Below are 18,850 nucleotides of genomic sequence, written 5' to 3'. Positions count from 1 at the left end.
CCCTCTCTCCAGGAAGTCCCATGTCGCTTCTGAACAGCTCCCTGCACGAGCTCGACCCCGACGTCGCCGCCGCCGTCGACGCCGAGCTGCACCGCCAGCAGTCCACCCTCGAAATGATCGCGTCGGAGAACTTCGCCCCGGTCGCCGTCATGGAGGCCCAGGGCTCGGTCCTCACCAACAAGTACGCCGAGGGCTACCCGGGCCGGCGCTACTACGGCGGCTGCGAGCACGTCGACGTCGTCGAGCAGATCGCCATCGACCGGATCAAGGCGCTCTTCGGCGCCGAGGCCGCCAACGTCCAGCCGCACTCCGGCGCGCAGGCCAACGCCGCCGCGATGTTCGCGCTGATCAAGCCGGGCGACACCATCCTGGGCCTGAACCTCGCCCACGGCGGGCACCTCACCCACGGCATGAAGATCAACTTCTCCGGCAAGCTCTACAACGTGGTGCCCTACCACGTCGACGAGAAGACCAACCTGGTCGACATGGAGGAGGTCGAGCGCCTCGCCAAGGAGCACCGCCCCAAGCTGATCGTCGCCGGCTGGTCCGCCTACCCGCGCCAGCTCGACTTCGCCGCCTTCCGCCGGATCGCGGACGAGGTCGGCGCGTACCTGATGGTCGACATGGCGCACTTCGCCGGCCTGGTGGCCGCCGGGCTGCACCCCTCCCCGGTGCCGCACGCCCACGTCGTGACCACCACCACGCACAAGACGCTGGGCGGCCCCCGCGGCGGTGTGATCCTGTCCACCGCCGAGCTGGCCAAGAAGATCAACTCCGCGGTCTTCCCCGGCCAGCAGGGCGGCCCGCTGGAGCACGTGATCGCCGCCAAGGCGGTGTCCTTCAAGGTCGCCGCGTCGGAGGAGTTCAAGGAGCGCCAGCAGCGCACCCTGGAGGGCGCCAGGATCCTGGCCGAGCGCCTGGTCCAGGACGACGTCAAGGAGCACGGCGTCTCGGTGCTCTCCGGCGGCACCGACGTCCACCTCGTCCTGGTCGACCTGCGCGACTCGGCGCTGGACGGGCAGCAGGCCGAGGACCGTCTCCACGAGGTCGGCATCACCGTCAACCGCAACGCGATCCCGAACGACCCCCGGCCCCCGATGGTCACCTCCGGCCTGCGGATCGGCACCCCGGCCCTGGCCACCCGCGGCTTCCGGGCCGAGGACTTCCGCGAGGTCGCCGACATCATCGCCGAGGCGCTCAAGCCCAGCTACGAGCGCGAGGCGCTCAAGGCCCGGGTCACGGCCCTGGCCGAGAAGTTCCCGCTGTACCCGTCGCTGTGACGGGACGGCTGCCGGGGCGCCGCGGCCCCCGGTAGCCGCGGGCGGCGGACCGGCTCCCCGGCCCGCCGCCCCACCGGGCCCCGGTCCGGGCCGCCGCCCCGGGGCCGCTTCCTCCTGCCCGGACGTCCCGTCCGCGCCCCACCGGCGCCGTCACCGTCCGGCCTCGCCCCGTCCCGCTGTTCTCCCGCCGTCCCCGGTGGCTTCCCCTGCCCGCCGCCTCCCGTCCGGCGGCATTCCCCCGCGAGCGGGTTACGCTCGACAGTCGGGCCGGAAAACACCCCATTCCTGTCCCGATGTGCTCCACCGTCCACCACGAGCAGACAAGGGAGTCAGCCCCCGTGGCCATCTCCGTCTTCGACCTCTTCTCCATCGGCATCGGCCCGTCCAGCTCCCACACCGTCGGCCCCATGCGCGCCGCCCGGATGTTCGCCGGCCGGCTCAAGAAGGACGGTCTGCTCGCCCAGACGGTCTCGGTCCGCGCCGAGCTCTTCGGCTCACTGGGCGCCACCGGCCACGGCCACGGCACCCCCAAGGCGGTGCTGCTGGGCCTGGAGGGCCACTCCCCGCGCAGCGTCGACGTCGAGACCGCCGACGACGAGGTGGCGCGCATCCGCACCACCGGCCGGCTGCGGCTCCTCGGCGCCGAGATAGGCACCGCCCACGAGATCGACTTCGACGAGTCGAGCCAGCTGATCCTGCACCGCCGCCGTTCGCTGCCGTACCACGCCAACGGCATGACCCTCTTCGCCTACGACGCGGCGGGCGCGCCCCTGCTGGAGAAGACCTACTACTCGGTGGGCGGCGGCTTCGTCGTCGACGAGGACGCGGTCGGCGAGGACCGGATCAAGCTCGACGACACCGTCCTGACCCACCCCTTCCGCACCGGCGACGAGCTGCTGCGGCTCTCCCGGGAGACCGGCCTGTCCATCTCCGCGCTGATGCTGGAGAACGAGAAGGCGTGGCGCACCGAGGAGGAGATCCGCACCGGCCTGCTGGAGATCTGGCGGGTCATGCAGGGCTGCGTCGACCGCGGCATGTCCCGCGAGGGCATCCTCCCCGGCGGTCTGAAGGTCCGCCGCCGGGCCGCCAACGCCGCCCGCGCGCTGCGCTCCGAGGGCGACGCGGCGGCCCGCGCCATGGAGTGGGTCACCCTCTACGCCATGGCCGTCAACGAGGAGAACGCCGACGGCGGCCGGGTGGTGACCGCCCCCACCAACGGCGCGGCCGGCATCATCCCCGCCGTCCTGCACTACTACGTCAACTTCGTCCCGGGCGCCGACGAGGACGGCGTGGTGCGCTTCCTCCTCGCGGCCGGCGCGATCGGCATGCTCTTCAAGGAGAACGCCTCCATCTCCGGCGCCGAGGTCGGCTGCCAGGGCGAGGTCGGCTCCGCCTGCTCGATGGCCGCCGGCGGTCTCGCCGAGGTCCTCGGCGGCACGCCCGAGCAGGTCGAGAACGCCGCCGAGATCGGCATGGAGCACAACCTCGGCCTGACCTGCGACCCGGTCGGCGGTCTGGTCCAGATCCCGTGCATCGAGCGCAACGGCATGGCCGCGGTGAAGGCCGTCACCGCCGCCCGGATGTCGCTGCGCGGCGACGGCCGCCACCACGTCTCCCTCGACAAGGTCATCAAGACCATGAAGGAGACCGGCGCCGACATGTCCGTCAAGTACAAGGAGACCGCCCGCGGCGGCCTCGCGGTGAACATCATCGAGTGCTGAGTCCCGCCCGGACTCCCCCGCCCCGCGCCCCGTGCGCCGACGAGCAGCGTCTCGCCGGCGCCCGGGGCGTCTGCGTGTGCCGGCGTCGTCAGCGGCCGATCTCCCAGGCGAACGGCGGGAGTTCGCAGGCGCGGAAGTAGATGTCCAGGGCCTGCGGGGCGGGGACGAAGGGGTGGACGCGGCCGCCGTCGAGGCCGGGGAGGAGGCGGGCGCAGTGGCGGACGCAGCCGGCCACCTCGCGGCCGTGCCGGTCGACGAGGGTGGCGGTGTCGGGCGGGCCGTCGCACGGGGTGGGATCGGCGGCCGCGGCGGCCGGGCAGCGGCCGCGGGCGCCGGCCGGGCGGAGCGTGGGCGGGGCGCTGATCTGCTGTTTCATGGCGGTCCCCCTGGTGCTGCGCGGGTACGGATGCGGGCGCGGCACCAGCGGCGGTCGGGCGCGCTCACCGGTGCCCAGGACAGTGGTGCTCGGCCCGGTGGGGGTCCATGCGGCCTTGGCGAAGACCTGGGGAGTTCGTCGGCCAATCATGGTCAAGCCCTGGGCGGAGGTCCTGCGGGGACCGGCCGGCGCGGGATCGCCAGGGGGTCGAGGAGCAGCGCGAGCGGCAGCAGGGCGGCGGCCAGCAGCCAGCCGGCCAGGACGTCGCCGGCCCAGTGGACGCTCAGACAGACGCGGGTCAGGCCGACGCCGACGGCCCAGAGGGCGAGCAGGGCGCACCGGAACCGGCCGGCGCCGGGGCGGGTCCGGCGCAGCACACCCCAGGCCAGGATGCCGGCGGCCAGCGCGGCGGTGGTGGCGTGGCCGGAGGGGAAGGAGTACCCGGAGGCGTACCCGGCCCAGTCGGCCCGCGGTGGGCGGGGCCGGGCCAGGAGTTCCATCAGGCCGCCGCGGACGGCCTGGCCGGCGGCGAGCACGAGCAGCGCGCAGGCCGCCGCGCGGATCCGGCCGGGGGTGCCGCGGCCGGCCAGGAGGCCGGCGAGGAGCGCCATCAGGTAGGGGACGGCGCCGGTGCCGGTGGCGGTCAGGGCGCCCGCCAGGGAGCGCAGCGGCTCGCCGTGGTGGGCGGTGGACCAGTGCAGGGCGGCCCGTTCGAACGCGAGCGGGGCACCGTGCCGCACGGCCGTGGTGACGGCCGCGGCGGCGAACAGGGCGGCGGGGAGCGCCGCGAGGGCGAGGAGGCGGCCGGGGGGCGCGCCGAGGCGCGGGCCGCGGCCGGGCGCCGGGCGCGCGCCGTCGCACGGTGGGCCGGGGGCCCGCTCCGGCGGCGCCCCCGGCGGCGTCACCGGGTGGCGACCAACGGGCGCAGCGGGGTCTCCCGGACGCGTTCGACGAGCGGTGCGGCGCGCCGGGCGAGCGGCATGAGGACCGCGGCGACCAGGGAGCCGACGACCAGGCCGACGACGACGTCGTGCGGGTAGTGGGCGCCGACCCAGACCCGGGAGGCGCCCATCAGGAGCGCGGCCGGGACGGCGAGGGCGCCGATCCGGCGATCGAGGAGCAGCAGTGCGATCGCCGCGGAGGCGGCGATGGCCGAGTGGTTGCTGGGGAAGGACCAGTCGCCCAGCCCCGGGCACGGCTCGACGGTGACCACGTCGTGCAGGGTCTGGCAGGGCCGCTGCTCGTGGAAGAAGGCCTTGACCACGTCGTTGGCGACGTAGGCCAGCACGACGACGACCGGGACGGCCAGCGCCATCGCCATCGTCACGGCCGGCGTGTGCCGGCCCTCGCCGCGCGCCAGTCGGCGGCGGGAGCTGCCGCCGAGCCGCTGCCGGGCACGCCACCAGGCGACCAGCATCATCAGCGCGAAGACCCCCAGTCCGAGGTCGGTCCAGTAGGAGACCAGGACGTTGAGGAAGTGCGGCATGTCCTGGGCGAAGCCGGTCACTGAGGTGTACAGGCCGCCGTCGATCGAGGCTCCGCCGAAGGCGAGGTCGGTCACTGGGCTTACTCCTTGGCGGATGGGCGCATGGTGCGTGGGCCGGATGTCGGGCGGCCCGCGTGGTGCGCCGGCCGACGTTGTGCTCCAGCAAGTGTGCCGGGTCGGTCAGGGTGCCGGTGGCGCGGAGGCGTGATCCGGCGCATCACCGGGTTCCGCGGCCGGCTCGCGCGCCGGGCGCCCGGCGCGCGAGCGGAGCACCTCCAGCGCGATCGGGGCCAGCGAGACCAGGACGACCAGGGCGACGACCGGCAGCAGATACCGGTCGACGTTGGGCACCGAGGAGCCCAGGGCGTATCCGGCGAGGGTGAGGCCGATCGTCCAGCCCAGGCCGCCGACGGCCTGCCACAGGGCGAAGGTGCGGGCCGGCACGTTGAGGGCGCCGGCGAGCGGGTTGAGCACGGTGCGGACGATCGGCACGAAGCGGGCCAGGACGATCGCCTTGGCGTGGCCGTAGCGGGCCAGGTACTCCTCGGCGCGGGCGGCGCCCTCGCGGAGCTTGCGGGAGCGGCCCTCGGCGAGCAGCGCCCGGCCGCCGCGGCGGCCGATCCAGTAGCCGGTCTGCGAGCCGGCGAGGGTACCGACGGCCGCGGCGGCCAGGACCTGCGGCAGCGCGAGGTGGACGGCGCCGCCGACGCCGGGCGCGCACAGCAGTCCGGCGGTGAACAGCAGGGAGTCGCCGGGCAGGAAGAAGCCGACCAGCAGGCCGGTCTCGGCGAAGAGGACGACGGCGACGCCGAGCGCGCCGAAGGCGGCGAGCAGCGAGCCCGCGTCGAGGACGTTGACCGCCTGTGTGACGGCGGTGGCGGACAGTGCAGCGGCCGCTACGGCCATGTCGGTGGCCCCTCCCATAATGGGTTGCGGGCCTGCCGAGCGACGGGCCCGACCGTCTACAGCCACGTAGACGGCCTACGGAACTGTAGACGACGAAAGGGTGGAGGGCGTTCCATGTCGGAGACATCCCCCGCGGCCCGCCGCCCCGCCGGCGAGCTGGAGGCGAGCGTGCTGGCGGCGCTGTGGACGGCCGAGGGACCGCTGACGCCCGCCGAGGTGCAGGGCGAGCTGGGCGGCGAGCTCGCCCGTACGACCGTCACCACCATCCTCAGCCGGCTGCACGACAAGGGCGCGGTCTCCCGCACCCGGGCCGGCCGCGGCTTCGCCTACTCGCCGATACACGACTCCGCCGGCCTGACCGCCCGCCGGATGCGCAGCGAGCTGGACAAGCAGGACGACCGCACCACCGCGCTCGCCCGCTTCGTCTCCGAGCTGACCACCGAGGACGAGCGCCTGCTCCGCTCGCTGCTGGACCAGGCGGACGGGCCCGGCCGGCTCCCCGGTTCCCGGCCCGGCCCCGGTTCCGGTTCCGGGACGACGCCATGATCTTCGCGGTCTGGATCCCGCTGCTGGTGCCGCTGCTGGCCGTGCCGACCGCCCGCCGGCTGGCCGAGTCGCTGCCGCCGCGCGCCGCGGCCTGGCTGCTGGCCGGCTGCGCCGCCGTGCTGGCCGCCTGCACGGCCGCGGCCCTGGGGCTGCTGACGGTCGCCGGGGCGCTGCGGCTGCCGCCGGTCGCGGCCTTCGGCCATCTGGAGCGGGCGCTGCCGGGCACCGACGCGGTGGTGACGGTCCCGGCCGCCCCGATCGCCGGCGCGCTGCTGGCCGGCGGCGCGTGCGCGGTCGCCCGCCGCGCCCTGCGCCACCGCACCGAGCTGCGCGCGGCCCGGCGCGCCGCCGACGCCCACGGCCGGGCCGGCGACCTGTGCGTCCTGCCCGACGCGGGGCCCGACGCCTACGCCCTCCCGGGCCGGCCGGGCCGGGTGGTGGTCACCGCCGGCATGCTGCGGGCGCTGCCGTCGGCCGAGCGCGAGGCGCTGTTCGCCCACGAGCGCGCCCATCTCGCAGGCCGCCACCACCTCTTCCTGCTGACCGCCGCACTGGCCGCGGCCTGCCACCCGCTGCTCCGCGGCCTGCGCTCCCCGCTGGCGTACGCGCTGGAGCGCTGGGCCGACGAGTCCGCCGCCTCCCGGGTGGGCGACCGGCAGGTCACCGCCCGGGCCATCGGCCGCGCCGCGCTGGCCGCGCACACGCACCCCGCGGCCGCGCCCCGCCCGAGCACGGTGCTCGCCGCGACGGCCGGCCCGGTGCCCCGCCGGGTCGCCGCCCTGCTGACCCCCGACCGCCCGGCGGACCGCCCCCGCGGCCGCGCCGCACCGGTCGGCCACCGGCTGATAGCCGCCACCCTGCTGGCCTGCGTCAGCTTCTCCGCGGCCGGCGCGGTGGACGCCGCGGCCGACCTCCACCGCACGGTGGAATCGGCCCAGGGGGAAGCGACGGGCCGCTAGGGCGCTTAGGGCGCTTCTGACGGCAGGCGGGAGCGTGCTGCCACGCCCGGCCCCCCGGTCACCCGCCGGCCGTTTCCTCCGTCCCGTCCGGTCCGTCCGGGCCCGTGGCGCGCACCGTGAAGCCCAGTCGGGCGCCGCCGCCGGGGCGGGTGGCGGCGTGGGCGCGGCCGCCGTGCGCCGTCGCGATCTCCCGGACGATGGCCAGGCCCAGGCCGGAGCCGGGCAGGCCGCGGGCGGCCGGGGCGCGGTAGAAGCGGTCGAAGACATAGGGAAGGTCGCTGTCGGCGATGCCCGGGCCGCGGTCCAGGACCTCCACGCGGGGGCCGGTGACCACGACCTCGATGGGCGCGGTGCCCTCGGGGTCGAACTTGGCGGCGTTCTCCAGGAGGTTGCCGACCGCCCGGTGCAGGGCGGCCGGGCGGCCCTCGACCAGCGCCGGTCGGTCGGACCGCACGGTGATCTCGCGGCCGGTCCGGCGGCGGGCCGAGGCCGCCGCGCGCTCGGCGACCTCGGCCAGGCGGACGTCCGACGGCGGGTCGTCGTCGCGCTGCCCGGCCGCCAGGTCGACCAGCTCGTTGACCAGGTCGGTCAGTTCGCGGGCCTCGCCGGCCAGGTCGGCGAGCAGCTCCTCGCGGGCGTCCGGCGGCAGTTCGTCGAAGCGCCTGAGCAGCGAGATGTTGGTGCGCAGCGAGGTCAGCGGGGTGCGCAGCTCGTGTCCGGCGTCCTGGACGAGCCGCTGCTGGTCGCGCACCGCGGTGGTCAGCCGGCCCAGCATGTCGTCGAAGGCCCGGCCGAGCCGGGCGACCTCGTCCCGGCCCGCGACCGGCACCGCCACGTCCGTCGGGCCGTGCGCGGCGACCTGCTCGGCGGCCGCGGTCAGCCGGACCAGCCGCCCGGTGATCCGGCAGGCCAGCCACCAGCCGACGGCCCCGGCCAGCGCGACCACCCCGGCGGCCAGCAGCACGGTGCGCTGCTGGAGCGCGGCGAGCAGGTCCTCGGTGCCGCTGAACTCCTGGGCCACCTGGACGGCGCCGCGCCCGCCGCCGAGCGCGACGGTGGCGACGTGGTACTCCGTGTCGCCGAGGACCGCGACCCGTTCCTCCCAGTCGCCGGCCTTCCGTCCGGCGGCGAGGTGCCGCGCGCGGTCGCCGACCGGCAGCGCCGGGTGCCCGGCCTCGGCGATCCGGCCGTCGGCGGCCAGCACCTGGACGTCGGTGCGGGTGGCGCCGGTCAGTTCGTCGCGCGGCCCGTCGGCACCGCGGCCGCGGCCGCCGGTGTAGTCGGCCGGGGTGTGCGGCCGCTCCCGCACCTGGGCCCGCAGGTCCCGGACGACCCCGGTGAAGACCGACTTCTCGTCCAGCCGCACCAGACGGGCGGCCGAGTCGTAGCTGAGGAGGCCGACGAGGACGGTCACCCCGGCAGCGCCGACGGCGAAGGCCAGCGCGAAGGAGGTGCGCAGGCTGGCCGGTTTGCGGGCACGCAACCAGGCCGGGCGCCGTACGGCCCACCGGGCCGCCGGCAACCGGGCGGACGGATCGCGGCGCCCGGACACTCCCTAGTCCTCCCGGAGCACGTAGCCGACGCCGCGCACCGTGTGGATCAGCGGGCGGCTGCCCGGCACGTCGACCTTCCGCCGCAGATAGCCGACGTAGACCGCGAGGTTCTTCGAGCCCGGCCCGAAGTCGTAGCCCCATATCCGGTCGTAGATCGTGGCGTGGTCCAGCACGATCCCGGCGTTGCGGGCCAGCAGTTCCAGCAGCTCGAACTCGGTGCGGGTCAGCTCCAGTTCGCGCTCCCCGCGCCAGGCGCGCCGGGAGGGGCCGTCGATCCGCAGGTCGGCCGCCTCGACGACGCCGCTGTCCCGGCCGTCGTACCCCTCGCCGGGCCCGGTGCCGTCGGCGGCCGGCGGCGGGGCGGTGCGCCGCAGCAGCGCCCGCAGCCGGGCGAAGACCTCCTCGACCTCGAAGGGCTTGACGACGTAGTCGTCGGCGCCGGCGTCCAGGCCGGCGATCCGGTCCGCGGTCTCGACCCGGGCGGTGAGCATCAGGATCGGGGTGCGGTCCTGTTCGGCGCGCAGCACCTGGCAGACCTGGAGCCCGTCGATGCCGGGCATCATCACGTCGAGCAGGATCACGTCGGGCCGTTCGCGGTGGGCGGCGGCCAGCGCCTGGATGCCGTCGGCGACGGCGGTGACCCGGTACCCCTCCAGGGTCAGGGCACGTTCCAGCGCGGTGCGGATCGGGCGGTCGTCCTCGGCGAGCAGCACGGAGTGGGTCACCCGGCAAGTCTGCCAAGGCGCTTCGCGGGGCCGGCGGGCGGCCGGTCCCCCGGTCGCTTTCTTACCGGTCTCTCACCCGGGGCACGCCCGCGGCTTACCCGGTGGGGCCACGGTGGCCGGTGCCGGACGGGCCGCCCGCGGGACCGGGCGGGCCCGGCCCGGCCGGCGGCACGGACGTCCGGTGCCCCCGGGGCGCGGTTCGGGCGCCCCAGCGCGCGACACCCGGAAGACAACCCCATGAAGATCACCCTCCTGCTGCACAACGCGTACGCCGCCGGCCCCGCCCTGCGCGGCACCCTCGCCCTCGCCGCGGCGCTCGCCGACCGGCACGACGTCGAGCTGGTCTCGATGCTGCGGCACCGCGAGGTCCCGCGGTGCGCGGTGGACCCGCGGCTGCGGCTGCGGCCGCTGGTCGACACCCGGATCGGCAGCGAGGACATGGCGCACCCGCTGTTCGGCGAGCCCGCGCCGGACGTCCCGCGCGCCGAGGGGCAGCACCACCAGTACAGCCGGCTGGTCGGGCTGCGGGCGGCGGAGTTCCTGCGCGGCACCGACGCCGACGTCCTCGTCGGGACCCGCACCGGCGTCAACGTCCAGCTGGCGCGCTTCGGCCCCCGCCGGGCCCTGCGGATCGCCCAGGAGCCGCTGCGGTACGACGCCGGCGACGCCGCACTGTGGGCCGAACTCGCCGGCCCCTACCGGGCGTTGGACGCGCTGGTCGCCCCGAGCGAGGCGGCGGCGGCCCGGTGGCGGGCGCAGCTGCCGCTGCCCGGGGTGCGGGTGCTGGCGCTGCCGCCCGTCGTGCCCGCGGCCGGGACGGGTGACGGCCCGGATCGGGGCACCGGCGCCGACGGCGGCCCGCGGACCATCGCGGCGGCCGGCCGACTGGTCCCCGGCGAGCGCTTCGACCTGCTGGTCGAGGCGTTCTCCGCGGTCTGCGCCAAGCACCCCGGCTGGCGGCTGCGGATCCACGGCGAGGGCCCGGAGCGCCCCCGGCTGCACAGCCTGATCGACGGGCTGGGGCTGACCGGCCGGGCGGAGCTGGCCGGGCCGCGGACGGCGGACGGCGCGGAGTTCGCCGGGGCGTCGATCGGCGCGTCGGCCGCGGAGGCCGGGACGTCCGGGCCGGCGCTGGTCGAGGCGATGCGGCGGGGCGTCCCGGTCGTCGGCACCGGCCGCCCTCCGGGCCCCACCGAGCTGATCCGGGCCGGCGGGGGCGGGGTGCTGGTGCCGTGCGACGACGGGCGGGCGCTGGCCGGGGCGCTGCTGGACCTGGCCGGGGACCCGGCGGGCCGCCGGGCCATGGGCGCGGCCGCCCTGGAGAGCGCCCGCCGGCACGGCCCGGGGCCGGCCGCCGAGCGCTGTCTGCGGCTCTTCGAGGAGCTGCGGGCCACCCGCCGCTCCCGGGCGGTGCGCCGCACGCTCGGGCTGGCCGGGCACCGCGTACGGGCGCTGACCCAGGGGCACGCACGGGCCTGAGACGACGGGCACACCGGCGGGCCCGGACCGGCAGGGGCACGCCCGCCCGCCGCGACCGCCCACCCCATCCGCACCATCCGCCCCACGTGCGCCTTGCGTCACCAACTCCCCTGCGCCGCCGGGAACTTCGGCGCGGCGATCTGGCGTCTCCGGTCGTGAACATGCTGAACTGCTGAGGGGGCGGCAGCCGCTTCGAGCAGATGGCGCTTCGCATTCCGCAGGTCCGACGGGCAGGAGGCCGCTCATGCTGCACGGTGTCGATGTCAGCTCCTACAACACCGGATATTCGGCCAAGGGGCTGGACTTCGTCTTCATCAAGGCGACCGAGGGCCGCTCCTACACCAACCCGCACCAGTCGGCCCAGGCGGCGCGGGCCCGGGAAGCGGGTGCGGTGGTCGGCTTCTACCACTTCCTGTGGCCGGGCAACATCGCCGCCCAGGCCCGTTACTTCGTCGAGAAGTGCGCCTCGCTCAAGGGCGACCTGCTGGCCGCCGACTGGGAGACCACCGGCTCCGGCACCTACGCCAGCAACGCGCAGAAGGACGAGTTCCTCCGGGAGGTCAAGAAGCTCCGCCCCACCCACCGGGTGCTGCTCTACTGCAACCGCGACTTCTGGCTGAACCGCGACTCCACCTCGTACGCCGCGGACGGGCTGTGGATCGCCGACTACGTCACCGCCGGCCACCCGCGGATCAAGGCGGCCTGGCGCATCCACCAGTACACCGACTCACCGCTGGACAAGGACGTCATGGCCTTCGGCAGCAAGGCCGAGCTCAAGAAGTGGGCGCACCCGGCATAAACTTCTCCGGCAGTGACCGGTCACGCCTGGCGGCCACTCCGCGTGACACGATCCCGCGGCTAGCGAACAGTGCGTGACGAAAACGCGAAGGAGCACCCGTGACGGACCCGGCGGCCAAGGCCCTGCAGCAGGAGATAGCCCGCGAACTCCAGGTGCCCGCGGAGTTCGACGCCGAGCGCGAGATCGAGCGCCGGGTGTCCTTCCTCACAGCACAGCTGACGTCGACGGGGCTGCGCGCCCTGGTGCTGGGCATCAGCGGCGGGGTCGACTCCACCACCGCGGGCCGGCTCTGCCAGCTCGCGGTGGAGCGGGCCCGCGCCGAGGGGCACGACGCGACCTTCTTCGCGATGCGGCTGCCCTACGGCGAGCAGGCGGACGAGAAGGACGCGCAGCGTGCGGTGGACTTCCTGCGCGCCGACCGGCTGCTGACCGTCGACGTCCGCCCGGCCAGCGACGCCGCCCTGGCCGCCGCCCTCGACGCCGGCGTCGTCTTCCGCGACGCCCACCACCAGGACTTCGTCCACGGCAACATCAAGGCCCGGCAGCGCATGATCGCCCAGTACGCGGTGGCCGGTGCCGAGAACGGCCTGGTCGTGGGCACCGACCACGCCGCCGAGGCGGTCTCCGGCTTCTTCACCAAGTTCGGCGACGGGGCGGCCGACGTGGTCCCGCTGACCGGGCTGACCAAGCGCCGGGTGCGCGCCGTCGCCCGGGCCCTGGGCGCCCCGGCCGAGCTGGTCGAGAAGGTCCCCACGGCCGACCTGGAGACCCTGGACCCGGGCAAGCCCGACGAGGACGCGCTCGGCGTCAGCTACGACCAGATCGACGACTTCCTGGAGGGCGAGTCGGTCGAGCAGGCCGCCTTCGAGGCCATCGTCCGGCGCCACCGCCGCACCGCCCACAAGCGGGCGCTGCCGATCGCGCCCTGAACGGCTCGGGCCGGGGCGCGGCCAGGACCGGACGCGCCCCGGCACCGACCGGTCATGCGCCGGCCAGGGAGCGGTCACCGGCCCGGTGCTAAACCATGGGCCGGAGCGGGCATGCATCCGGCCATGGGAAGCCACGAAGTGCGATCGGAAGATCAACTGTCAGTGGGGCCGCCTACTCTCCACGACATGGGTGACGCACGCCTGACCGAGCTCCAGACCGCGCTGACCACTGCCTCCGACCTCGCCTCCGCCCTCCGCGCCGCGCCGACCCGGCGGGACGCCGACCAGCTCGTCGACGTCCTCCGCCGGGCCCTGACGATGGCCGGCTCGCTGGACGACGGGACCGCCGGCCCGACGGGCTGCGCCCTGCATCCGCACGGCGCGGTGGACCCCCTGCACGGCGACCCGGACGACCCGCTGCCGCCCGGGTACGGCAAGTGCCTGCTGTGCAACGACCGCCGCCGCCGGGCGGACGCCCAGCATCCGCACGTCCGCCCGTGCACCCGCCCCCGCCCGCACCCGGGCTGGCACCGCCGCCTGAGCGCGTAGGCCCCGGCGGCTAGCCGGACGTGCGGTCCCGGGTGCCGGGGCCGGCCTGGTCGTGGTCCGGCGCCGCCTCCCGCTTCCGGTCCGGTCGCAGGGCGATCCGGGCGAGCAGCGCGGCGACGGCCAGTGCGGCCAGCGCCAGCAGCACCGTGTTCGGTACGCCGTTCCCCAGGCGGGCCGCCCATTCCTCCAGGCGGCCCTCGGTCTCCGCGCTCAGGATCCCGGGCAGTGCGCTGGTCCCGTTGAAGCGCAGGAACAGCACGCCGATGCCGATGAAGAAGAGGCCGGAGACCAGGGACGTGGTGTGCAGCCGCAGCCGGCCGAGGGTCAGCTCGCGGCCGCGCAGCCAGCCCCGGGTGCCGAGCCGGAAGCGGTCCCACAGCAGTGCCAGCAGGAACAGCGGCAGCGCCATGCCCAGCGCGTAGACGGCGAGCATCGAGGCGCCGTAGAGCGGCGATCCGCTGACCGCGGTCACGGTGAGCACCGCGCCGAGGATCGGCCCGGCGCAGAAGCCGGCCAGGCCGTAGACGCAGCCGAGCAGGAAGGTGGAGAGCGCGGTGCGCGGGGTGATCCGGGCGGCCGCGGCCTGGGCACGCCGGGAGGCGAATCCCAGGCCGAGGATCTGGGCCAGGCCGAGGGCTATCACCAGCCAGCCGCCGACGGCGATCAGCTGGTCGCGGTGGCCGTTGAAGAGCCGGCTGGCGGCGGTGCTGGCGGCGCCCAGCGGCACCAGGGTCGTGGCCAGCCCCAGGTAGAACACCCCGGTGCGGGCCAGCAGTCGGCCGGGGCTGGCCAGCGAGTAGGCGAAGAACGCCGGGAGCAGCAGGGCGCTGCACGGGCTGACCAGCGCCAGCGCGCCGCCCAGGAAGGCGGCGAGGTAGCCGATGTCGGAGGTCATTCGCCGGCCCCCGCGCCGTGCTTCTTCGCCGTCGCGGCGGCCTGCTCGACGGCCTGCTCGAAGACCGCGGTGTCCTGCGCCCCGGCGATCGGCCGGCCGTTGACCAGGAAGGACGGGGTGGACTGGACCCCGAGTTGGTAGCCCTCGTCCTGGTCCTTCTTCAGGGCCTGTGCGGCGGCCGGGCCGTTCAGGTCGGTGCGGAACTTCTCCAGGTCCGGCACGCCGGCGGTGCGGGCCAGGTCGACCAGCTTGTCCTCGGCGAGCGCGTCGCCCTTGCGGGTCTTGGCGTAGAGCTCGTCGTGCAGCTGCCAGAACTTCCCCTGCCGGCCGGCCGCCCAGGACGCGTGGGCGGCGCGCTCGGAGTCGGCGCCGAAGACGGGGAAGTTGCGGAACTCGATGCGCAGGGTGCCGGCGTCGACGAACTTCTTCACCAGCGCGGGCTGGGTCTCCCGGGTGAAGCGGCCGCAGAACGAGCACTGGTAGTCGGCGTACTCGACGAGGACGACCGGGGCGTCGGGCTTGCCGACGGCCAGCGGGTCGCCGGGGGTGCGGCGGCTGGTGCGGTTCGCCAGCTGGTCGTACAGCTTCTGCTGGGCGGGGTCGTCCTGCTGTACGGCGGAGGCGCCGCCGTCCGGGGCGGCTCCGGAGGAGGCGGTGGTGTCCCGGCCGTTCTCGACGGCCTTGCCGACCGCGACGGCGATGGCGATCACGGCCACCACGAGCGCGAGGACCGCGCCGACGGCGGCGAGTTTGCGGGCAGGGGAGGCGGAAGCGGGCATGCGGAAGCTCCTGAGGTGCGGAGGTAGGGGAAAAGAAGGCAGCCGGAGGTGGGGCCGGGCGGCCTATATCCGCAGTACGGGCAGGAGCGCGGTGTGGTCCGGGGCGAGGGCGCCGCCGGTGGGCGGGCGGGCCAGGGCGAACCGGTGGGGCAGGTCGGCGGCGAGCGGCCCGGGGGCGGTGACGTCCACGGCGAGCGGCTCGGCGCGGTGCGGGGCGGGCAGCGGGGCGCCCTCGCCCGGGCTCGGCGCATGGCGGCCGGAGCAGTTCTTGGCGGTGTCGGCCACCGCCACGGGAGCGGTGGCCGCGGGGTGCGCGGCGGACGCCGCGGCCGGGCCCGCGGGGCCGCTCCGCCAGAGCTCGGCGGCGGCCGCCGCGCGACCGGCGAGCCATGCCTGGTCGCCGCCGATCCGGCAGAGCAGCGGGCCGAAGGCGACCGCGAGGAGGAGCAGCAGGGTCAGCGTCGCCGAGCGGCGCAGCCGGTGCATGGTCCCCCCTTCGCCGTCGGGCCGTGTCGTTCGGAACATCCCATCCTACGGACCGCCGGCGCGAGAGCCACCGCGGTGGCATAGGTCACGCCGGACACACCCTGCCTTTAATGGCAGAACATCCGGAAGTTTCCGTTTTGCGGCCTTTGGTCGATGGTGGCCTGGCCTGCCATAGTCGTCCGCGGCGGCCCTCCCCCTGCCGACAGCGGGGGCCGGTCGCCGCCGGCCGCACGGGCACCCCCCTTCCGCCCGTGGACGGCCGGGTACTGGGGCTCACCCCGCGTCACCCGCGGGAGGGCCCCAGTCCCGTCTCCGGGAGGAATCCGGAAGCGGGCCGCGCGGGCGCGTTCAGCGGTCGCCGACGCGGATCTCGAACCAGGTCGTCTTGCCGCGCGGCAGCAGATCCACGCCCCAGCGGTCCGAGAGCTTGTCGACGAGGAAGAGCCCGCGGCCGCTGACGTCCATCGGCTGCACCGGCATCAGGCACGGCAGCCCGCGCGAGGGGTCGCGCACCTCCACCCGGATCCAGCCGCGGCGGCGCAGTATCCGCAGCCCGAACGTCCGGGCGCCGGTGTGCCGTACGGCGTTGCCGACCAGTTCCGAGACCAGCAGCACGGAGTGCTCGGCGAGCTGCGGCGAGAGGGACCACTGGCGGAGCAGGATGGCGGCGGTGAGCCGGCGCGCGGTCCGTGCGGACTGAGGTCGCGAGGGGAGCCGGACCTCGCCCAGGGTCGGGTCCCCGACCAGGTCGGGGCCGCCGGGCGGCCGGGCGGCCGGTGCCGGGGCCACGGGTGCCGGGGTCGTCTCCCCGCCCGCGCCGGGGGTTTCCCAGTGCGGGGCCGCGCCGCTCCGCGGCCGCGGCTGCTCCGTTCCATCGAGGCCCGCCATGTCCCCCATGATGACCGTTCGCGGTCGCGTCGGGGGACGGAACCTGTGGAATCCCTTGTCCGGAATCATGACCTCCGCGCCTCCCCCACGACATATGCCAACGGCAGTACGGGCCCTCCCCTGCCGCGCTGACCTGCGGCAACTCCCCGTGTACGACGGGGCGATGGGAGTCGGCGGTGCGGCCCCGTTGCGGTGGGACGAAGTTTTCCGCAATTCGCCCGCACGAGGCATGGTGTACCGGCCAAACCCCATACGCCCCGTCAACACCACGCATCTCAGCGGAACTTTGCCTTGCCCGGCCCCTCCTCGACGAAGCTGCGCATCCCGATCTCCCGGTCCTCGGTCGCGAACAGCCCGGCGAACCAAGTACGTTCGATCGTCAGCCCGGTGTCGAGGTCGGTCTCCAGCCCCGCGTCGACGGACTCCTTGGCGGCCCGCAGCGCCAGCGCCGGCCCGGCCGCCAGCCGCGCGGCCCAGGCGTGCGCCTGCGCATGGACCTCGTCGGCGGGCACCACCCGGTCCACCAGCCCGATGGTCAGCGCCTCGTCGGCCTTCACATGGCGGCCGGTGAAGATCAGGTCCTTGGCCTTGGACGGGCCGACCAGCCGGGCCAGCCGCTGGGTGCCGCCGGCGCCGGGGATCAGGCCGAGCAGGATCTCGGGCTGGCCGAGCTTGGCGTTGTCGGCGGCGATCCGGAAGTCGGCGCAGAGCGCGAGTTCGCAACCGCCGCCGAGGGCGTAGCCGGTGACCGCGGCGACCACCGGCTTGGGGATCCTGGCCACCGCGGTGAAGGAGTCCTGCAGGGCCTTGGACCGGACGACCATGGCGGCGTGGTCCATGGCCTGCATTTCCTTGATGTCCGCGCCGGCCGCGAACACCTTCTCGCCGCCCCAGAGCACGACGGCGCGGACGTCGTCGCGGCGGCCGGCCTCCTCGGCCAGTTCGCGGAGCCGGTCCTGGGTGGCGATGTCCAGGGCGTTCATCGGCGGGCGGTCCAGGCGGATGGTGCCGACGCCGTCGGCGACCTCGAGATGCACAGTCATGCGGGCAGGTTAGTACGCGTTAACGCGTCGCGCCGCCCCGCCCCCGGCCGCCCTTCCGCCCGGCCCGCGGCGCCGCGTCACCGGCCTCTCCGAACAGCGCGCCTAGGACGACCGCCACCGGTCCCACGAGAGGTTCCAGTCGCCGAAGCCGTTGTCCGGCTGGATGGTGCGGTCGTGGGAGTTCCGGACGACGACCACGTCGCCGATGAGCGAGTTGCGGTAGAACCAGGCCGCCGGGGTGTCCGGATCACCGCCGCCGCGCACGTCGTAGAGGCCGACGCAGCCGTGGCTGGCGTTGCGGGTGCCGAACGCGGCCCGGCCGGACCAGTAGTTGCCGTGGATGAAGGTGCCGGAGGTGCTCAGCCGCATCGCGTGCGGGACGTCCTTGATGTCGTACTCGCCACCGAAGCCGACGGTGTCGCCGTTCATCCGCGTCACCAGGTGCTTCTCGCTGATCACCATCCGGCCGTTGTAGGTCTCGGTGCCCGGGGCGCCCGCGGTGATCGGGACCGTCCGCAGGATCCGGCCGTCGCGGACCACCGTCATCTGCTTCGTCCGGGCGTCGACGGTGCTGACCTGGCTGCGGCCGACGGTGAAGGAGACCTGCTTGGCCTGGGTGCCGTAGACGCCCGGACGGCCCTCGACGCCGTCGAGGTCGAGCCGGAGGGTGACCCTGGTGCCGGGCGCCCAGTACTTCTCGGGGCGGAAGTCGAGGCGGTCGTTGCCGAACCAGTGGCCGGCGATCGGGACGGCGGGGCGCGCGGTGACGGTGATGGCCCGCTCGACGGCCCGGGGGCGGGTGATGCCGCGGGTGAAGCGGATCGAGACCGGCATCCCGACGCCGACCAGCTGGCCGTTCTCGGGGGTGTACTGGCCGATGAAGGTGTTCCTCGGGACCAGGGTGGTGAACGTGGCGTGCTCGGCGGCCTGCCGGCCGCGGGCGTCCACCGCCACCGCGTCGACGGTGTACCGCGTCGAGGCGCCGAGGTGGCCGTCGGGCCGCCAGAGGGCGCCGGCGTCGGATATCTTCCCGTCGACCTCGTTGCCCTTGGCGTCGGTGACCTTGACGGAGCTCAGCCGGCCGCGCCGGGCGGTCACCTTCAGGGCGCCGCTGGTGGCCACCTCCCGGGCACCGTCCCGGGGCGCTATCACCACGGCGGCCTGCGAGGCGGCGGTGTCCGGCCCCCGGCCGGTCGCGGTGCCGACCGCGCCGCCGCAGGCGGCGACGAGCAGCAGCAGCGGAGCGAGCAACAGGGCGAGCGGCGCGCCCGCGCGGCGCACCCGCCGCCGGCGCACCGGCTCCCCCGCCATCGGCTGGACGTACACGACTGGCCCCTTCCCCCTCGCCGGCCGGCGGTCCGGCACCCGGGCGCCGGCGGCCGGGTCCGTACCTCCAGGCAACCACACGGCACCGACAGTCAACTCCCCCCGGAGAACGCCGTTTAGTCACC

20 protein-coding genes are annotated in these 18,850 nt (G+C 75.4%); 8 read left to right on the top strand and 12 right to left on the bottom strand.

Annotation, left to right across the window (positions count from 1 at the left end; genetic code table 11):
• Window positions 1-20 precede the first annotated feature (20 nt).
• Entirely contained in the window at window positions 21-1,280 is a 1,260-nt protein-coding gene (gene glyA / locus K2224_RS13260; RefSeq protein ID WP_221906757.1) for a serine hydroxymethyltransferase, read from the top strand.
• 338 nt (window positions 1,281-1,618) lie between these two features.
• Entirely contained in the window at window positions 1,619-3,001 is a 1,383-nt protein-coding gene (locus tag K2224_RS13255) for an L-serine ammonia-lyase (RefSeq protein ID WP_221906756.1), read from the top strand.
• A gap of 88 nt (window positions 3,002-3,089) precedes the next feature.
• Here the strand turns inward: K2224_RS13255 and K2224_RS13250 are convergent, their stop codons facing one another.
• The 4 genes from K2224_RS13250 to K2224_RS13235 all read right to left on the bottom strand — a co-directional run bounded on the left by K2224_RS13250 (window position 3,090) and on the right by K2224_RS13235 (window position 5,769).
• Complete coding sequence (locus K2224_RS13250; protein ID WP_260692576.1) at window positions 3,090-3,527, bottom strand: hypothetical protein; 438 nt, start codon at window positions 3,525-3,527, stop codon at window positions 3,090-3,092.
• Window positions 3,528-3,529: 2 nt separating this feature from the next.
• Window positions 3,530-4,282 carry a phosphatase PAP2 family protein gene (locus K2224_RS41360; protein WP_221906755.1) on the bottom strand — a complete coding sequence of 251 codons (753 nt, stop codon included), beginning with the start codon at window positions 4,280-4,282 and terminating at the stop codon, window positions 3,530-3,532.
• Window positions 4,279-4,938 carry a phosphatase PAP2 family protein gene (locus K2224_RS13240; RefSeq protein ID WP_221906754.1) on the bottom strand — a complete coding sequence of 220 codons (660 nt, stop codon included), beginning with the start codon at window positions 4,936-4,938 and terminating at the stop codon, window positions 4,279-4,281. Before K2224_RS13240 ends, K2224_RS41360 begins: the two co-directional genes overlap by 4 nt.
• A gap of 105 nt (window positions 4,939-5,043) precedes the next feature.
• On the bottom strand, window positions 5,044-5,769 hold the full coding sequence (locus K2224_RS13235; protein ID WP_221906753.1) for a DedA family protein: 726 nt from the start codon (window positions 5,767-5,769) through the stop codon (window positions 5,044-5,046).
• 114 nt (window positions 5,770-5,883) lie between these two features.
• Here K2224_RS13235 and K2224_RS13230 point away from each other — a divergent pair, with 114 nt between their 5' ends.
• Both K2224_RS13230 and K2224_RS13225 read left to right on the top strand, forming a co-directional pair.
• Window positions 5,884-6,315 (top strand): BlaI/MecI/CopY family transcriptional regulator, encoded by a 432-nt coding sequence (locus K2224_RS13230; RefSeq protein ID WP_221906752.1) that lies wholly within the window; start codon window positions 5,884-5,886, stop codon window positions 6,313-6,315.
• Window positions 6,312-7,274 (top strand): M56 family metallopeptidase, encoded by a 963-nt coding sequence (locus K2224_RS13225; RefSeq protein WP_221906751.1) that lies wholly within the window; start codon window positions 6,312-6,314, stop codon window positions 7,272-7,274. The genes K2224_RS13230 and K2224_RS13225 overlap by 4 nt, the downstream gene beginning before the upstream one ends.
• A gap of 58 nt (window positions 7,275-7,332) precedes the next feature.
• Here K2224_RS13225 and K2224_RS13220 read toward each other — a convergent pair whose 3' ends face one another.
• Together K2224_RS13220 and K2224_RS13215 are read right to left on the bottom strand one after the other, a co-directional pair.
• Complete coding sequence (locus K2224_RS13220) at window positions 7,333-8,826, bottom strand: ATP-binding protein (RefSeq protein WP_399018467.1); 1,494 nt, start codon at window positions 8,824-8,826, stop codon at window positions 7,333-7,335.
• Between the two features lie 3 nt (window positions 8,827-8,829).
• Window positions 8,830-9,552 (bottom strand): response regulator transcription factor, encoded by a 723-nt coding sequence (locus K2224_RS13215; RefSeq protein ID WP_221906750.1) that lies wholly within the window; start codon window positions 9,550-9,552, stop codon window positions 8,830-8,832.
• 237 nt (window positions 9,553-9,789) lie between these two features.
• Here K2224_RS13215 and K2224_RS13210 point away from each other — a divergent pair, with 237 nt between their 5' ends.
• The 4 genes from K2224_RS13210 (at window position 9,790) to K2224_RS13195 (ending at window position 13,308) form a co-directional block, all read left to right on the top strand.
• Complete coding sequence (locus K2224_RS13210; protein WP_221906749.1) at window positions 9,790-11,031, top strand: glycosyltransferase; 1,242 nt, start codon at window positions 9,790-9,792, stop codon at window positions 11,029-11,031.
• A 244-nt stretch (window positions 11,032-11,275) separates the two neighbouring features.
• Entirely contained in the window at window positions 11,276-11,830 is a 555-nt protein-coding gene (locus K2224_RS13205; RefSeq protein ID WP_221906748.1) for a GH25 family lysozyme, read from the top strand.
• 98 nt (window positions 11,831-11,928) lie between these two features.
• Complete coding sequence (nadE, locus tag K2224_RS13200; RefSeq protein WP_221906747.1) at window positions 11,929-12,759, top strand: ammonia-dependent NAD(+) synthetase; 831 nt, start codon at window positions 11,929-11,931, stop codon at window positions 12,757-12,759.
• 186 nt (window positions 12,760-12,945) lie between these two features.
• Window positions 12,946-13,308, top strand: a complete 363-nt coding sequence (locus K2224_RS13195; protein WP_221906746.1) for a hypothetical protein — start codon at window positions 12,946-12,948, stop codon at window positions 13,306-13,308.
• Between the two features lie 10 nt (window positions 13,309-13,318).
• Here K2224_RS13195 and K2224_RS13190 read toward each other — a convergent pair whose 3' ends face one another.
• The 6 genes from K2224_RS13190 to K2224_RS13165 form a co-directional block, all read right to left on the bottom strand.
• On the bottom strand, window positions 13,319-14,203 hold the full coding sequence (locus K2224_RS13190; RefSeq protein WP_221906745.1) for a cytochrome c biogenesis CcdA family protein: 885 nt from the start codon (window positions 14,201-14,203) through the stop codon (window positions 13,319-13,321).
• A complete protein-coding gene (locus tag K2224_RS13185) occupies window positions 14,200-14,982 on the bottom strand; it encodes a DsbA family protein (RefSeq protein WP_221906744.1) in 783 nt (260 codons plus the stop codon). The genes K2224_RS13190 and K2224_RS13185 overlap by 4 nt, the downstream gene beginning before the upstream one ends.
• Before the next feature lie 63 nt (window positions 14,983-15,045).
• Window positions 15,046-15,468: a hypothetical protein gene (locus tag K2224_RS13180; protein WP_221906743.1), complete on the bottom strand. Its 423-nt coding sequence runs from the start codon at window positions 15,466-15,468 to the stop codon at window positions 15,046-15,048.
• A gap of 348 nt (window positions 15,469-15,816) precedes the next feature.
• The gene (locus tag K2224_RS13175) at window positions 15,817-16,356 is read right to left on the bottom strand and encodes an ATP-binding protein (protein WP_398195119.1); all 540 of its coding nucleotides are present in this window, start codon (window positions 16,354-16,356) and stop codon (window positions 15,817-15,819) included.
• 275 nt (window positions 16,357-16,631) lie between these two features.
• The gene (locus tag K2224_RS13170) at window positions 16,632-17,399 is read right to left on the bottom strand and encodes an enoyl-CoA hydratase/isomerase family protein (protein WP_221906742.1); all 768 of its coding nucleotides are present in this window, start codon (window positions 17,397-17,399) and stop codon (window positions 16,632-16,634) included.
• A gap of 102 nt (window positions 17,400-17,501) precedes the next feature.
• A complete protein-coding gene (locus tag K2224_RS13165; protein ID WP_221909665.1) occupies window positions 17,502-18,710 on the bottom strand; it encodes an Ig-like domain-containing protein in 1,209 nt (402 codons plus the stop codon).
• Window positions 18,711-18,850: the final 140 nt, after the last annotated feature.

The sequence above is a fragment of the Streptomyces sp. BHT-5-2 genome (assembly GCF_019774615.1).
In the GTDB taxonomy this organism is placed as follows: domain Bacteria; phylum Actinomycetota; class Actinomycetes; order Streptomycetales; family Streptomycetaceae; genus Streptomyces.
The sequence above is the reverse complement of the archived record's forward strand: the minus strand, read 5'-3'. Positions and strand labels throughout refer to the sequence as shown.

What these genes read in the sequence shown, in the direction of transcription:
- glyA (WP_221906757.1), top strand. Translation starts at nt 21, where the DNA reads ATGTCGCTTCTGAACAGCTCCCTGCACGAGCTCGACCCCGACGTCGCC.
- K2224_RS13250 (WP_260692576.1), bottom strand. Translation starts at nt 3,527, where the DNA reads ATGATTGGCCGACGAACTCCCCAGGTCTTCGCCAAGGCCGCATGGACC.
- K2224_RS13235 (WP_221906753.1), bottom strand. Translation starts at nt 5,769, where the DNA reads ATGGCCGTAGCGGCCGCTGCACTGTCCGCCACCGCCGTCACACAGGCG.
- K2224_RS13230 (WP_221906752.1), top strand. Translation starts at nt 5,884, where the DNA reads ATGTCGGAGACATCCCCCGCGGCCCGCCGCCCCGCCGGCGAGCTGGAG.
- K2224_RS13225 (WP_221906751.1), top strand. Translation starts at nt 6,312, where the DNA reads ATGATCTTCGCGGTCTGGATCCCGCTGCTGGTGCCGCTGCTGGCCGTG.
- K2224_RS13210 (WP_221906749.1), top strand. Translation starts at nt 9,790, where the DNA reads ATGAAGATCACCCTCCTGCTGCACAACGCGTACGCCGCCGGCCCCGCC.
- K2224_RS13205 (WP_221906748.1), top strand. Translation starts at nt 11,276, where the DNA reads ATGCTGCACGGTGTCGATGTCAGCTCCTACAACACCGGATATTCGGCC.
- K2224_RS13195 (WP_221906746.1), top strand. Translation starts at nt 12,946, where the DNA reads ATGGGTGACGCACGCCTGACCGAGCTCCAGACCGCGCTGACCACTGCC.
- K2224_RS13190 (WP_221906745.1), bottom strand. Translation starts at nt 14,203, where the DNA reads ATGACCTCCGACATCGGCTACCTCGCCGCCTTCCTGGGCGGCGCGCTG.
- K2224_RS13185 (WP_221906744.1), bottom strand. Translation starts at nt 14,982, where the DNA reads ATGCCCGCTTCCGCCTCCCCTGCCCGCAAACTCGCCGCCGTCGGCGCG.
- K2224_RS13180 (WP_221906743.1), bottom strand. Translation starts at nt 15,468, where the DNA reads ATGCACCGGCTGCGCCGCTCGGCGACGCTGACCCTGCTGCTCCTCCTC.
- K2224_RS13175 (WP_398195119.1), bottom strand. Translation starts at nt 16,356, where the DNA reads ATGGCGGGCCTCGATGGAACGGAGCAGCCGCGGCCGCGGAGCGGCGCG.
- K2224_RS13170 (WP_221906742.1), bottom strand. Translation starts at nt 17,399, where the DNA reads ATGACTGTGCATCTCGAGGTCGCCGACGGCGTCGGCACCATCCGCCTG.
- K2224_RS13165 (WP_221909665.1), bottom strand. Translation starts at nt 18,710, where the DNA reads ATGGCGGGGGAGCCGGTGCGCCGGCGGCGGGTGCGCCGCGCGGGCGCG.